This window comes from Campylobacter concisus (assembly GCF_002913745.1).
In the GTDB taxonomy this organism is placed as follows: domain Bacteria; phylum Campylobacterota; class Campylobacteria; order Campylobacterales; family Campylobacteraceae; genus Campylobacter_A; species Campylobacter_A concisus_R.
The window spans coordinates 1-14,423 of sequence record NZ_PPCG01000017.1; the positions used below are offsets into that span (position 1 = coordinate 1).

Sequence of the window (14,423 nt, forward strand, 5' to 3'; positions counted from 1 at the left end):
TAATTAGGAAAAGGGTAAAAAATAATTAATTTTTTACCTAACTAAGCCCTATCTTTAAATTTAGCCAGCCTATCTCGAAGCTCTTTTGAAAGTGTGAATTGCGAAAGCTCATATCTGTCAAAAATAACGATCATATCATCGCCAAGCGCTTGCACTAAGCCAAAACACGCATCTCTATCGAGGCGATTTTTTCTAAATTTAACACTTAACGCATCAACCTTTTTCTTATCGCCAAAGCTTTTAATGGCGATCTCGTCGATATCTTTGAAGAAAAATTTGATATTTTTTGAGCCTTTTTTTATGACAAATCCATCATCATCTATCTCAAAAAAGTTGTTTTGCAAGATTTTTCTAACGCAAAAAAATGCTGAAAGCGCGCCCACAAAGAGCCCAAAAAGGCTTGGCGTGCCAAGATCAAGATAAAAGTAGCTAGCGACACTAAAGACAAAGAGCCCAAACCCAAAGGCTAGCGCCCAAAAAACATCTTTTTTACTCTCTTTGGTTATCATTTTTGCCCTCTTATGCCAAAAGTCCGGCCCCATTTATCGCTTGGCTGCGCTCTTTGGCGTAAATTCTCTCGCCATTTATCACGTCATATTTCCAGATCGGCGCATTTGCCTTAAAGTCCTCGACAAACTCGTTTATAAGCCTTAGCGCGACCTTTCTTTGAGGGCTAACAACTCCAGCTACATAAGAGCTCGTATGCACTGGCACATCGCCTTTTGAGTGAGCAAAGAGCACGTAGGCATTTTCTTTTTTGGCTCGCTCCTGCCAAGCATCTAGCCATTTTTTAAGGATCGGCTCATAGATATCAAAGCTAAGTGCCGAAATACCACCCTCTTCTCTTACTATGCCCACAAAAGTGATGAGCGCGCCGCAGTTTTTATCTTTAAATTTATCATACCACTCATTTGTGATGCTTTGAACGTCCAAGCTACCATTATAAATTTGCATCTTAACCTCCACAAACTGGCGGTAAGATAGAAATTTTATCGCCTGATTTAAGAGCGAAATTTATATCGCTTACGATCTCGTCATTTACAGCCACAGCGCAGATATTTAGCCACTTTTTAAGCTCTTCTTTCTCGCTTAAAGCAGCTTTTACCTCGCCTAAATTTTTTGCCTCTACTTTTATACTCTCAAGTCCGATAGGCCCAAGAAATTCGATCTCTACCACATTTTATCCTTTGAAATTTTTGCTGATTTTACTTAAAAATAAATTTAGATATACTTATTTTAAAATTTAAAAAAGAGAAAGAAAATGAACGAAATTTTAAAAAGCATAAAAACCCCAGCCTACGTCTGCGAAGAGGCAAAAGTACGTAAAAATTTAGAGCTTTTAAAGTATGTAAAAGAGCAAAGTGGAGCTAAAATTTTAGTAGCGCTCAAAGGTTTTGCATTTAGCGGAGTGATGGATATGGTGGGCTCATATCTTGATGGAGCTACTTGCAGTGGGCTTCACGAGGCTAAATTTGCAAGCGAATACGTAAAAGGCGAGATCCACACGTATAGCCCAGCCTTTAAAGATGAGGACTTTGATGAAATTTTAAAAATTTCAAAGCACATCACATTTAACTCTTTTGTTCAGTGGCAAAAATTTAAAGGCATTGCCCTACAAAACGGCATCATCTGCGGCCTAAGGGTCAATCCAGAGGTTTCGCTCGCCCCAACTGATAGCTACAACCCATGCGGTAAATTTAGCAGGCTTGGCATCACGAGGGCAAATTTTAAGCCAGAGCTTCTTGATGGCATCACGGGGCTTCATTTTCACGCGCTTTGCGAGGAGAGTGCGAGCAGCTTGCAGGTCGTACTGGAGGCGTTTGAGGAGAAATTTGGCGAGTTTATCCCAAAGATGAAGTGGATAAATATGGGCGGCGGCCACCACATCACAAGGGCTGATTACGACGTGGAGCTGCTTATAAAGATAATTAGGCGCTTCCGCGAAAAATACGGCGTAGAGGTCTATCTTGAGCCTGGCGAGGCTGTGGGCTGGCAGACTGGCTTTTTGATAAGCAGCGTGCTTGACATCGTGCACAACGAGAAAGATATCGCCATCCTTGACACCTCAGCTGAGGCGCACATGCCTGATACTGTGCTCATGCCTTACCGCCCAGCCGTTAGAGGCGAGAGTGAAAATGGCAAATTTGCTTATAGATTTGGCGGCAATACCTGCCTAGCTGGCGATATAGTGGGGCTTGAAGCGGGCGATGCGGAGTATAAATTTGATAGCGAGCTAAAAATTGGCGACCGCGTCATATTTGAAGATCAAATTCACTACACCATCGTTAAAAACACGACATTTAACGGCATAAAACTGCCTGATCTGCTACTTTTAAAAGAAAATGGCGAGATAAAGATGATCCGTGAATTTGGATATGAAGAGTATAGACGCAGAAACTAGGCTGAGTTTTTGAAGGTAAATTTGGCTTTTTAAATTTAGGTCAAATTTATCTGCACTGCAAATTTTGCCAAAATGGCTTTGAGCTGCATAAATTTAAAAATTTATCTTGAATGTATTTTTGTTTTCAAAATTTAAAGCCAGACTGCAAACTCCAAAATGATTTAAATTTATTATCTATAAAATTTAGCTCAATACTTTTGTAAAGCTATCTTAGCTTGCTATCCTTTTTAAATTTAGCAAATTTCTGACTTTATCAAAAGGTCACAAGCCACCTTAAATTTAATACCCATAAATTTTGGCAAATTTATCTATCTTTGAGCTTTTTTGCCACTTGTATTCGGTCTCGTTTGCGATATTTTGGGCTAACTCCTTGCCAAAATGATCACTGATAAAGCTAAGCGCCATATCCATGCCAGCAGCCACGCCTGAAGCTGTGTAAAATTTACCTGCCCTCACCCATCTGGCGCGCTCTTGCCACTTTACAGCTTCGCCGCAACTTTTTACCCACTCAAGCGATCTTTTATTTGAGGTAGCCTTTAGTCCGTCAAGCTCTCCTGTGCGAGCGATGAGCGCCGAGCCAGTGCATACGCTTAGGCAAAATTTAGATGCCAAAACGCACTCTTTAAGCTTAGAAATGAATTCACTATCATCTACAAGTGCCCTCGTGCCCTGACCTCCAGGGAGTAGCAAAACGCTCTCTTTTGGCATCTTACTAAGTTTTTTGGTCTTTATAAGAAAGCCTTGCTTGCTTCTTTTCATCTCGCCATCAAACGAGACGTAGCTTATCTTCATTTCAGGCACCCTTGCTAAAAACTCCACCGGACCCATGAGATCAAGCGTCTCGTACTCATCAAATATAAGGCAAAAAAGATGCATAGTGCGGTCCTTTTGAACTAAAATTTGGCTTTATTTTAGCTAAATTTTCAGATCAAAAACGATAAAAATTAACAAAACTTAAATGTTTTTTATAAAATTTTTAGTAATCTTTTTTGCTAAGGTTTGCTTGTGATTAGCTCTGATATAATAGCCGCAAAACGGCATAGCTGTGTGATTTTAGCATATTTAACCAAAGCTTAAATCATTTAAGCTTTAGCAAATAAAGGAATAAAATGACGAGAATTCTTACTCTACTTTTTACATTGTCTGTTGCGGCAATGGCCATTGAGGGACCAACTGGCGTCAATCAATATGACAGCACCATTTGGGCAGCACAGAGGATAGAAAATATCAAGCCTTATGAGCATGGCTGGGGCCCGATATTTACTTTTATACAAGGCAACGACTACTTCGCGATAGCTGCACTTTCTATCATTTTAGCTGTTATCGGCGCATTCGTGCTACACTTCTTGATCATCGGACCAAAACACTTTAGTCACGAGGGCAAAAAAGTGCTTGCTTTTTCAGTATTTATACGTATAGCTCACGGTTTAGCTGCGATCTCTTGGATCATCTTGGTGCCAACTGGTATCATCATCATGTGGGGTGCAGAGCTAGGTGGCGGCACATTTGTGCGTTTCTGTAGATACTTGCACGAGATAGCAACTGTGATCTTTGCTATATCTGTGCTACCGATGCTCTTTAGCTGGACAAAAAGAATGCTCCCAGCAGTGTATGACATCAGATGGATGTTTATAGTTGGTGGTTATCTATCAAAGAAGAAAAGACCAGTCCCAGCTGGTAAATTTAACGCAGGACAAAAAGCATGGTACTGGATCGCTATCCCTGGTGGTATCGTGATGATCATCACTGGTGCGATTATGTATTTTCAAGACTTCAAAGAGCCAGCAGTCGCTACTTGGCTTGGCATATCACAGATCGAGCTTTTAAGATATAGCGTAGTTATCCACAACTGCCTTGGCATCGTCTGTGCGGTATTTTTCCTAGTTCATATCTATATGGCTGCGATCGCTATACATGGCGCTATCTGGTCAATGATCACTGGATACAAAGAAGAAGAAGAGGTCTATGTGCTTCACCACTACTGGTATCAAGAGCTTGTTAAGAAAAACAAGATCCCAGTATCTGACTACGAGAAATCATATACAAATTTAAAATAATCAACCTTGACCTTGCGACTTACGCAGGGTCAAACTCTCTTTTATAGCAAATTTCAAAGCACAAATCCTTTTAAAAAATTAATATTTTTTAGCTATAATCCAAAATCAGTTTCAAGGTTTGAAATACTAATCACAAAGGAAAAACAATGACAAGAACAATTGATTGTAGAAATTTAGAGTGCCCAAAACCAGTCATCATGACTAAAAACGCACTTGAGGGTTTAAATGAGGGAGAGAGCCTAGAGATCATCGTAAATGCCCTAGCTCCAAAAGAAAATATCTCAAGATTTTTGAAAAATCAAAATATAGAATTTAGCCTAGAAAGCAACGGCAATGAGACTAAAATTTTAGCCATCAAGGGCAAAAGCGCACTTGAGCTTACAAATTTTGACGAATTTGTCTGCGACATAACACCAAAAAATGAAAAAGTGCTCTATCTAAACGAAGAGCGCGCAGGTAGCGGTGAAGTTGGCATAAATTTGCTATCAAAATTCCTAGGCGCACTTCTTCAAGTAGAGAAAAAACCAAAGATAATCATCTGCGTAAATAACGCCGTTAAGATGACGACAAACCGCTCACATCCAAGCTTTAAGCCGCTTAAAGATCTTGAAGCTGCTGGCGTTCAAATTTTAAGCTGCGGAAGCTGCTTGGAGGCTTATAAACTAGTAAGCGATCTTGCAGTTGGCGAAATTTCAAACGCTTATGAGATCATCGACATACTCTCAACTCACGAGCAAATCAAACTATGATCTATCACGACAAAAAGCTTACGCAGTTCGTTAAAGCCGCTGGTTGAGCTGCTAAGCTTGACCCGTCGGGTCTTCACAAAACGATTAGTAGTTTAAATTTATCTCATCCAAACCTGCTCTCAAGCATCGGCTCAAACGAAGATGCGAGCGTTTTTAAGCTCTCAGACGATCTTGCGCTCGTTCAGACGCTTGACTTTATCACGCCAGTAGTCAATGACCCATTTATCTATGGTCAGATCGCTGCTGCAAATAGCCTAAGCGACGTCTTTGCTATGGGTGGCGAGGTGATAAACGCCCTAAATATCGTGGGCTTTGACAGCTGCAACCTTGCACCTGAAATTTTAGGCGAAATTTTGCAAGGTGGAGCCGATAAAGTAAGAGAGTGTGGCGGCGTCATTGTTGGCGGACACACGATAGAGACGCAGCAGATGTATTATGGGCTAAGTGCGACTGGTAAGGTGAGCCCGCAAAATTTCTGGGCAAACAACACAGCAGAAGTTGGTAACGTTTTGATCCTTACAAAGCCTCTTGGCAGCGGTATCTTAAGCACAGCGATCAAGGCTGATCTACTAAGCATGGAGCAGATAAATGAGGCCGCAGGCATCATGGCTCAGCTAAATTTCTACGCTCTAAAAGCACTAAGTGGCATCAAAGTTTATGCCGCTACCGATGTGACTGGATTTGGATTTTTAGGGCATTTAAGCGAGATGTTAAACGACAAGATCAGCTTTAATGTCTTTGAAAAAGATGTGCCAGTGATCGCAAGTGCGAAAGAGTTTGCCGATATGGGCATCATCCCAGAGGGAAGCTACAAAAACCGCGAATTTGCAAAGCATTTTGTGAGCAAAGAGGCTGATATCTTGCTATATGACGCGCAAACTTCTGGCGGACTTTTGCTAGCTGTTAGCGAGAACGATGCAAATTTAGCTCTAAAGCGCCTAAAAGAGGCTGGCTATGAGCGCTCAGCCATCATCGCAGAGGCGATACAAAAAGGCGAGTTTGATATATTTTTAAACTAACTCTAGGCTAAATTTAGCCTATTTTAAGGCCAGCTAAAGTCTGGCTAAATTTCTTTTAATTTACCTAGTCGCTTTATAATGTCAAGAAATTTAACAAAGGAGATATGATGAACTATCTTGAAATTTTAAAATTTCGTCACGCTTGCAAAATTTTTGACGAGAGCAAAAAGATAGGCGCTGGCGAATTTGACTTTATCCTAGAGGCTGGCAGACTAAGCCCAAGCTCGACTGGGCTTGAGCAGTGGGACTTTTTGGTCGTGCAAAACAAAGAGCTTAGAGAGAAGATAAAAGCCGTTTCGTGGAACCAAGTGCAAATCACCTCTTGCTCGCATTTGGTTGTCATTTTAGCAAAGATCAAAGAGGTAAAAGTTGGCAGTAGCTATATCGATAAAATGATCGCTAGAAGAGCCGACAAAAATATTGAAGCTATCGCTGCAAGGCAGAAATTTTATCACGACTTTTTGTTATCAAATTTCAAAAATGACGATGAGCTAACCTTTCAGTGGTCACACGAGCAGTGCATGATAGCTGCGACAAATATGATGAACGCAGCCGCTAGCCTTGGGATTGACAGCTGTCCGATAGAAGGCTTTGACAGACACGCTTTAAATGAAATTTTAGGGCTTAATGAGAGCGAAAAAAGAGTGGCTATCATAGTGCCATTTGGCTACCGTCTAAATCCACAACCAGAAAAACTACGCAGACAAAGAGCTGAAGTAGTTACTTGGATCTACTAACTCACGGGGCAAAAAGCCCTGTGATCTCTTTAAATTTAAACAAAAAGTCATTTTATAAGCTAAAAAAAGTAAATTTGCGTTAAAATCATGGCTAGTTTTAAAAAGCGAGGCTTAAATTTAATGCAAAAAAATAGCGCTAACCCAGTTTTGCAGATTTTTAAGAGGTTCTATGTAAAGATAGTACTACTTCTTTTTGCCTTCATCTTTCTTGCACTTTTTGTCATATTTGCTGGCATAAACGATATAAAATATGAAATTTCAACACTAAATTTTATTACTAGAAACAATATCGTCAATACATTTGTAGATGTAAAAGATAACATCTCTACAAAGGCAAGACTTATTAAAAATGGCATAGAGCCATTTAACGACGATAGCAATACAAGTAAATTTTACGCCGCTTTTTACGTGATAGCAAAAGACAACTCCTTACTTTATCAGCGTAAATTTGAAGGCGCTTTTGAGCTACACAACTACGATATCTCATGGTTTTCGGACATCAAAGAGGGCGAGTTTAGGCTCTCTGATAGATTTTATAAAAATAGACGCTTTAAAGATATCTACATAGCTTACGGACTAAAAAATGGCAATAAAATTCTCATTCAGCTAAATCCAAATCTTTTAAAAAAGAAGGTCGATACAGGCTATAACAAAAATTTTGCCGCATACGTCTTTTTGGTCGATAAAGATGGCAACCTCTCAGGAGATGAGTTTTATAGAAAATTTATAAAAGAGGACTTTAACAAATACATCTCGCAAGGTGGCGAGTTTAAAGCTGACAAGATCATTTTTATACTAAAGGATATGAATTTTTACAAGATCAGCTACCTAGAGGAGCAAAAGCTATTTGTCATAACAGGCTCTAGCAGGCAGGCACAGATCTTTATTCAGCTAGTTCTAGTCGTGCTTTCGTTATTGTGTTTTGTCGCATTTAGTATACTTTGGCTACGTGATAACTCATATATAAAAGATAAAATTCTCTCTCCATTTATTAGAATCGCTCTTTTTGCGGTAGATAAAAGTAAGCCAACTGATGAAAAATTTGACATAAAAGAATTTACCTCGCTAAACAACAGCATCAAAAAACTCTACGAAGATAGAGATAAAGCTTACGAGACGGCACAAAGCTACGAGAGTAGATTTGGCTATGTCTTTGAAAAGAGCTTTTTAAAGATCGTGGTCTTTGACGCTTATACTGGCGTTATCACGGACATTAGCAACGCTCTTTTAGAAAATCTAGGCTACAAAAAAGATGACGTAGCAGATCTAAATATCAAAGAGCTACTTGAAGATGAGTCTAAAAATTTAGCAGAAGATAGAGAAAACGCTATCAATAATAATCTATATTATGAGACTAAGCTAAGGCGTAAAAATGGCGAGATAATCGACGTTTTAGCAACCCAAAGTAGCTTTGAGCTAGAAAATACAAGGCTAAATTTCATACTCATAAAAGATATCACTCAAGAAAAGATAACACAAAGAAATGACGATATCATCAAAAGCTACGTCTTTTTATCGCCAAATGTCATCGCCATCGCTTCGGCACAAGAGCCATTTTTGATCATCCAAAGCACAAACAATGTCGAGAAAATTTTTAACGTCCAAAGCCAAGGTCTCATAAATTTAGAAGACATCATCGCAAGCGAGGACTTTGATAGCTTTAAAGCTGCCATGCTGGCAAATAAAAAAGCCTTTTTACAAACTAGCAAAAATGAAGAGCTAAATTTCATAGCAAATATGACAAACACTTACGGAAAGAAAATTCCATTTAGGATAAGGGCTAAATTTATCGATGCAGACGAGCAAAAAGTCATCTACTCATTTACTGATCTTAGCGATATGCTAAAGCTCCAAGAGAGATTTGAAAAGCAAAGCAAAGAGAGCAAAGCACTGCTTTGGGCGAGTGAGGCAAATGTCTTTACTTGGGATAAAAGAAGCGATATGCTCAACATCTCAGACGAGCTAAGTAAAATTCTTGGCACGCAAAGCACTCTAAATTTCGAGCAAGCAAAGTCGGTCTTTGTTGATGAGTTTGATAGTTTTTATAGCTTTTTTGAGAGCTTAAGAGATGCTCAAACATACATCAAAGATATCAAGCTTTACAGCATAGATAAAGAAATTTTACACTTTAGACTAAGGGCAAAAGCGCTTGAATACGACGAATTTGGCGAAGTAAGCTTGATAAAAGGCACGTTAAGAGACCTTAGCCTAGAAGATAGCTTCTTTATCTGCCAAGACCTGCTTGCAAAAATTTTCTCATTTAGCAAAGAAGAGGTCGTCTTGCTTGATGAGGAGATGAGGATCATTGACGCAAATGACGCATTTTTTGAAAGTGCGGGCGCAAAAGATAGCGTATATCTAAAAGATATCACCTTTATAAAGCAAGGCTTAAGCGATATAAAACACCAGATCATAGAGACTATAAACCAAGGTGGCTCGTGGAGTGGCAAGGTTTGGAGCGAAAATAATAAAAATAAGAGCAAGCTTGAAGTCATAGAAATTTTACCGCTTATCGATGCGAATGAGAAAAAAACTGGCTACATCATGCTAGCAATGCTTGCAAATAACGAAGCGCAAAATGAGAAATATCTAGAATTTATCGCATATCACGATCCGCTTACAAAGCTACCAAATAGATTTTTACTCTACAACAAGCTAAATTCTCTCATACAAAAAAATGAACAAAAAATAGCCGTCATCTACCTTGATATGGATGATTTTAAGAGCATAAACGACAACTTCGGCCACCAAATAGGCGATAAATTTTTAGTAGCTATCTCTGAAAAGATAGGCGCTATGTTTAATGGCAAAAATATCTTTGCAAGGATAGGCGGAGATGAGTTTGTAGGCGTCATAAACTACGAAAATTTAGGCGAAGTCTATGAGATAGCGCAAAATATGCTAAGGCTAGCTTCAGATGAAGTAAAGATAGACGAGCTAAAACTAAAAGCAAGCACTAGCATAGGCATAGCCTTAGCTGATAGTGAGCTTGGAGCTGATGATGTGCTACAAAGAGCCGACTGGGCGATGTATCAAGCCAAGATAAGTGGCAAAAACAGAAGCTATACATTTGATGCGAAAAAAGATGTCTATTTTAAGAGCCAATACGAAGATGGCTCAAAAATTTTAAAAGCGCTTGACGCTGGTGAGATGTTTTTAGAATTTCAACCAGAGATCAGCTTTAGCACGGGCGAGACTTTAAGTTTTGAAGCGCTTATTAGATGGAGAAAAGATGGCGAGATCATCTATCCAAGCGACTTTTTACCACTTATAAAGACAAGTAGCGCATCGAGTAATATCGCTTTATTTACGATAAAAGAGGCGCTTTTAGCAAGAAAAATGTGGCTAGAAAATGGCATAAGCGCAAAGGTTCGCGTAAATTTAAGCGTTAAAAAGCTCTTTACGGAGGAATTTTGGCATAAATTTAAAGCGATATTTGATGAGGATAAAAGCCTTGATCCAACTGGACTTATCATCGACGTTATCGACGCTGCGACAGCTACAAATTTAGAAGTTTTAGAAATTTATGTTAGAAAGTATAAAGAGCTTGGCATACACTTCTCGCTTGATGACTTTGCCTCATACTCAAGCTCGATCGAAGCTCTTGGCATGCTAAAGACAAACCGCTTTAATATAGATAATAAATTTTGCAAACATATCTTTAACTCAAAAGAGGCGCTTGAGAGCATAAATATGATAAGGTTTGTGGCTGATAAATTTGGACTAAATGCGACTATAAAAAATATCGATGACAAAAGAACGCTTGAGTTTTTACTTGGTCTTGGATTTGATAAATTTCAAGGCAACATTTTCTCATTAGCGCTTTTGGCAAAAGATGCTGCTTTATTTAAATTTGAAAGACCATATCTACACATAAAAGACTATAAAAATAGCGAGAATTTCGAACTTTTTAAAGGCTTAGTCGTGCTAAAAGAGCTTGCAAATGAAGTGATAGCAAATTTAAATCAAGACGACAAACTAGCACAAAGCCTAAAGCAAAAAATAGAAGATGAGATAAAAAATATAGGTAAATTTAATCAAGAAATTTCTATAAATTTAAGCAAACTAGCAAGCAGTAGTGACAGTGGCGAACTCTATAATCTAGCCATGTCCATCATCAAAGAGTGCGATATAAATTTAGGTTTTAGTAAGGAGATAAGAGTTGAGTGATGTAAATGTTTATGAGCACGAGATCCCAAACGGAAGCAAACTTTACTTTGCAAAAAGTGCAAAACTAAAGAGAAAAATCGAGCAAAAAGCGAGTGAAATTTTAGAAGATGAAGGTTTTAGCGAGATCGTAACGCCGTTTTTTTCGTATCATCAACATCTAAGCGTAAATGCGACAAATCTTCTGCGCTTTAGCGATAGTCTAAACCACGAGATAAGCCTAAGGGCTGATAGCACGGTTGATACCGTTAGGATCGTGCTTAGAAGGCTTAAAGCAAACGAGCCAAAGAGGTGGTTTTACATCCAGCCAGTCTTTCGTTACCCAAGCCAAGAAATTTATCAAATAGGCGCTGAGCTTATCGGCGAAAACGACATTTTAAAGAGTATAAACATAGTAGCAAAGCTCTTTAGTGAGCTTGAGATCGGCGCTTGTTTGCAGCTTAGCAACATGCAAATCCCAAGGATAATTTGCGAAATTTTAAACTTAGAGATAGAAATTTTTGAAAACTCATGGCTAGAAAAGATCTTGGCCCAAAACGTGCCGTGGCTTAGCAAACTAGCCCTTTTAAAGGACGCTAACGAGCTTGATGAGATAGTAAATTTAGTCCCTGATAAGCTAAAAGAGGCGCTAAGAAATTTACAAAGCGTAGCCAAATCACTAGAATATAAAAATTTAAGAATAGTTCCGCTATATTACTCAAAAATGAGATATTATGATAGTTTATTTTTTAGATTTTTAAAAGACAACGCCATCTTAGCAAGTGGCGGAAACTATGAAATAGACGATATTTCAAGCAGCGGGTTCGCTGTATATACTGATGCATTGATAGAAGAAAAAATTAATTTAAGGAAGTAAGAATGAGAAAGGCTGATTTAGTAGTTGGTGTTCAATGGGGTGATGAGGGCAAAGGCAAGATAGTTGATATGCTAGGACTAAACTATGACATGATTTGTCGCTCTCAAGGTGGCCACAACGCTGGTCATACGATCTGGGTTGATGGCGTAAGATACGCGCTTCACCTTGTCCCAAGCGGAATTTTGCACAAAAATATCATAAATATCATCGGCAACGGCGTCGTTGTCTCTCCAGAGGTGCTCATCACTGAGATGGCGCAGTTTGACAACTTAGAAGGCAGACTTTATATAAGCGACAAAGCGCACTTAAATTTAAGCTACCACAGCCAAGTCGATCAAGCAAAAGAGCGCTTAAAAGGCGAAAAAGCGATCGGAACGACTGGCAAAGGCATCGGACCAACATACGCAGACAAGATAAGTAGAAGCGGCCACAGAGTTGGAGAGCTACTTGAGCCAGAGCGCTTGTGCGATGCTTTGATGCATGATTTTGAAACAAATAAACCCGTATTTGACGCTCTTGGCGTAAAGATACCTGAAGAAAATGAGCTACTTGAAGAGCTAAAAAGATATAAAGAGGTGCTTGCTCCATTTATCGCAAACACTACAAATTTAGTTTGGAAAGCGCTAGATGAAGATAAAAAAGTCCTACTTGAAGGCGCTCAGGGCACACTTCTTGACATCGATCACGGCACATATCCTTATGTAACTAGCTCAAATACCATAAGCGCTGGCGCTTGCACAGGCCTTGGACTAAATCCAAAAGAGATAGGCAAGGTAATAGGTGTCATCAAAGCATATACGACTCGCGTAGGACACGGACCTTTCCCAACTGAAGACAAAGGCACGAACGGCGATAAGATGTGCGAGATCGGTAAAGAATTTGGCACAACAACAGGCCGCCGCAGACGTTGTGGCTGGTTTGACGCAGTAAGCGTAAAATACGCTTCAAGGCTTGATGGCGTCGATACTTATGCGCTTATGAAGCTTGACGTGCTTGATGGCTTTGAAGTGGTAAAAATTTGCAAAGCATATCAATATAACGGCGAGACGATAGACTACGTGCCAACAGATCTTGAAAATGCAACTCCTATCTATGAAGAGCTTGCAGGCTGGGACAGCGTAAAAGGCATCAGCAGATATGAAGACTTGCCAGCAAACGCAAGAGCATATATCGAGCGTATCGAGGAGCTAACTGGCGTGAAGGTTGGCTATATCTCAACAAGCCCTGAAAGAAGCGATACGATCATTAGATGAAAAGTAAATTTACCTCCGTCGTCCGCGTCAAAAAGCAGGAGATGGATAAGGTAGAGGCTAAGCTCGTCGTTGCTAGGCTAAATGTAAGAAATGCTGAAGAAAAAATAGCACTCTTAAGGGCCAAGCTCAACGAGTTTAACCTGCCAAAAAGTGGCAACATAGGCGAGCTAAGAGAAAATTTAGAGCTCATAAATATAGCAAGAGCCGAGCTAAGCGCCTGCAAAGAGAGCTTAGAGATAGCAAAAAAAGAGGTCTTGCACTACGAGCACAAATATAAAAATGCAAATTTAGAGTATGAAAAGATGAAATATCTAGAAAAAGAAGAATTTAAAAAAGAGATAAAACGCATACAAAAGGCTGAAGCGCTTGCTCTTGATGAGTTTGCGGTTATGAAATTTGCAGCCAAAAGCGAGGCGTAATGAGAGCTGTTTTACTCTTTTTTATGGTCATAAATTTTGCATTTTGCTTTGAAGCGCCAGTTGATTGCACTCAGATCTTTGAAGCTAGAAAAGAGGAAATTTCAAAAGAGCTTGAGGTCATCGACGAGCAGCGCCAAGCCCTAGAGGTCTTTCGAGCAAGCTCGGCTGCAGCTTATGAAGAGAACAACAAAAAGCTCGCCAAAAAAGAGGCTGACCTGAATGCGACGATGAAAGTGATCGAGCAAAAACGCAAAGAGATCGACGAAGTTGTCGCTAAAAATGAGAAAATTTTAAAAGAGCTTCGCACGATGACGACTGATAAAGTCAATGAATCCTACGCTAAAATGAAAGATGTCGCAGCAGCCGAAGTGCTCTCGCAAATGCCTAGATCAAACGCAGCTACCATACTTTACGCCCTTGATGCAAAAAAGATATCAACCATCATGGCCAAGATGGATCCAAAGGTTGCCTCTCAAGTGACTGCACTACTTCAAAAAGGACCTCCATTTGTAGATGAAAAAGGCGATATGCCAGCTCCAGCTGGAAGCATAAATATGCAGTAAATTTAATTTACTGCCAATCTAAAAAACTAAATTTAACTGATAAATTTAACTACTCACTCGCACATCTCCCATTTTTGCCCCTGCTCTTGTTGGCTTTAGCTTGCAAAAAGATGAGTTTTGGTTTAAAGAGCTTAGTGGTGTTAGTCTAAGTGCTGATGTAGTGATAAATGGCAAAAATGAGAGCTATAAATTTAGTGGCGAT

14 protein-coding genes are annotated in these 14,423 nt (G+C 39.5%); 10 read left to right on the forward strand and 4 right to left on the reverse strand.

The window, feature by feature from the left end:
* Positions 1–41: 41 nt before the first annotated feature.
* Genes CYO90_RS01290 through CYO90_RS01300 form a run of 3 tightly spaced genes read right to left on the reverse strand, consistent with a single transcriptional unit; the run spans position 42 to position 1,177 of the window.
* Positions 42–509 carry a molybdate transport repressor gene (locus CYO90_RS01290; RefSeq protein ID WP_103578158.1) on the reverse strand — a complete coding sequence of 156 codons (468 nt, stop codon included), beginning with the start codon at positions 507–509 and terminating at the stop codon, positions 42–44.
* A 10-nt stretch (positions 510–519) separates the two neighbouring features.
* Complete coding sequence (locus CYO90_RS01295; protein ID WP_009295363.1) at positions 520–954, reverse strand: molybdopterin synthase catalytic subunit; 435 nt, start codon at positions 952–954, stop codon at positions 520–522.
* A gap of 1 nt (position 955) precedes the next feature.
* Positions 956–1,177 carry a MoaD/ThiS family protein gene (locus CYO90_RS01300; RefSeq protein WP_002941462.1) on the reverse strand — a complete coding sequence of 74 codons (222 nt, stop codon included), beginning with the start codon at positions 1,175–1,177 and terminating at the stop codon, positions 956–958.
* 84 nt (positions 1,178–1,261) lie between these two features.
* Here CYO90_RS01300 and nspC point away from each other — a divergent pair, with 84 nt between their 5' ends.
* A complete protein-coding gene (nspC, locus tag CYO90_RS01305; protein WP_103578159.1) occupies positions 1,262–2,401 on the forward strand; it encodes a carboxynorspermidine decarboxylase in 1,140 nt (379 codons plus the stop codon).
* 279 nt (positions 2,402–2,680) lie between these two features.
* On the opposite strand, the gene CYO90_RS01310 is transcribed toward nspC, so the two are convergent.
* On the reverse strand, positions 2,681–3,277 hold the full coding sequence (locus CYO90_RS01310) for a DJ-1/PfpI family protein (protein WP_103578160.1): 597 nt from the start codon (positions 3,275–3,277) through the stop codon (positions 2,681–2,683).
* Positions 3,278–3,510: 233 nt separating this feature from the next.
* Here CYO90_RS01310 and CYO90_RS01315 point away from each other — a divergent pair, with 233 nt between their 5' ends.
* The 9 genes from CYO90_RS01315 (at position 3,511) to CYO90_RS01355 (ending at position 14,221) form a co-directional block, all read left to right on the forward strand.
* Positions 3,511–4,458 carry a formate dehydrogenase subunit gamma gene (locus CYO90_RS01315; RefSeq protein ID WP_103578161.1) on the forward strand — a complete coding sequence of 316 codons (948 nt, stop codon included), beginning with the start codon at positions 3,511–3,513 and terminating at the stop codon, positions 4,456–4,458.
* A 146-nt stretch (positions 4,459–4,604) separates the two neighbouring features.
* On the forward strand, positions 4,605–5,207 hold the full coding sequence (yedF, locus tag CYO90_RS01320) for a sulfurtransferase-like selenium metabolism protein YedF (RefSeq protein ID WP_012140414.1): 603 nt from the start codon (positions 4,605–4,607) through the stop codon (positions 5,205–5,207).
* Positions 5,204–6,226 carry a selenide, water dikinase SelD gene (selD, locus tag CYO90_RS01325; protein WP_181000199.1) on the forward strand — a complete coding sequence of 341 codons (1,023 nt, stop codon included), beginning with the start codon at positions 5,204–5,206 and terminating at the stop codon, positions 6,224–6,226. The genes yedF and selD overlap by 4 nt, the downstream gene beginning before the upstream one ends.
* A 107-nt stretch (positions 6,227–6,333) precedes the next feature.
* A complete protein-coding gene (locus CYO90_RS01330; protein WP_103578162.1) occupies positions 6,334–6,963 on the forward strand; it encodes an NAD(P)H-dependent oxidoreductase in 630 nt (209 codons plus the stop codon).
* A 120-nt stretch (positions 6,964–7,083) separates the two neighbouring features.
* Positions 7,084–11,133, forward strand: coding sequence for a diguanylate cyclase domain-containing protein (locus CYO90_RS01335; protein WP_258030616.1), 4,050 nt, complete (start codon positions 7,084–7,086; stop codon positions 11,131–11,133).
* Entirely contained in the window at positions 11,126–11,986 is an 861-nt protein-coding gene (locus CYO90_RS01340) for an ATP phosphoribosyltransferase regulatory subunit (protein ID WP_103578164.1), read from the forward strand. Before CYO90_RS01335 ends, CYO90_RS01340 begins: the two co-directional genes overlap by 8 nt.
* Positions 11,987–11,988: 2 nt before the next feature.
* Complete coding sequence (locus CYO90_RS01345; RefSeq protein WP_012140419.1) at positions 11,989–13,239, forward strand: adenylosuccinate synthase; 1,251 nt, start codon at positions 11,989–11,991, stop codon at positions 13,237–13,239.
* Complete coding sequence (locus CYO90_RS01350) at positions 13,236–13,658, forward strand: flagellar export protein FliJ (protein WP_009295374.1); 423 nt, start codon at positions 13,236–13,238, stop codon at positions 13,656–13,658. Before CYO90_RS01345 ends, CYO90_RS01350 begins: the two co-directional genes overlap by 4 nt.
* The gene (locus tag CYO90_RS01355; RefSeq protein WP_103578165.1) at positions 13,658–14,221 is read left to right on the forward strand and encodes a MotE family protein; all 564 of its coding nucleotides are present in this window, start codon (positions 13,658–13,660) and stop codon (positions 14,219–14,221) included. Before CYO90_RS01350 ends, CYO90_RS01355 begins: the two co-directional genes overlap by 1 nt.
* Positions 14,222–14,423 lie beyond the last annotated feature (202 nt).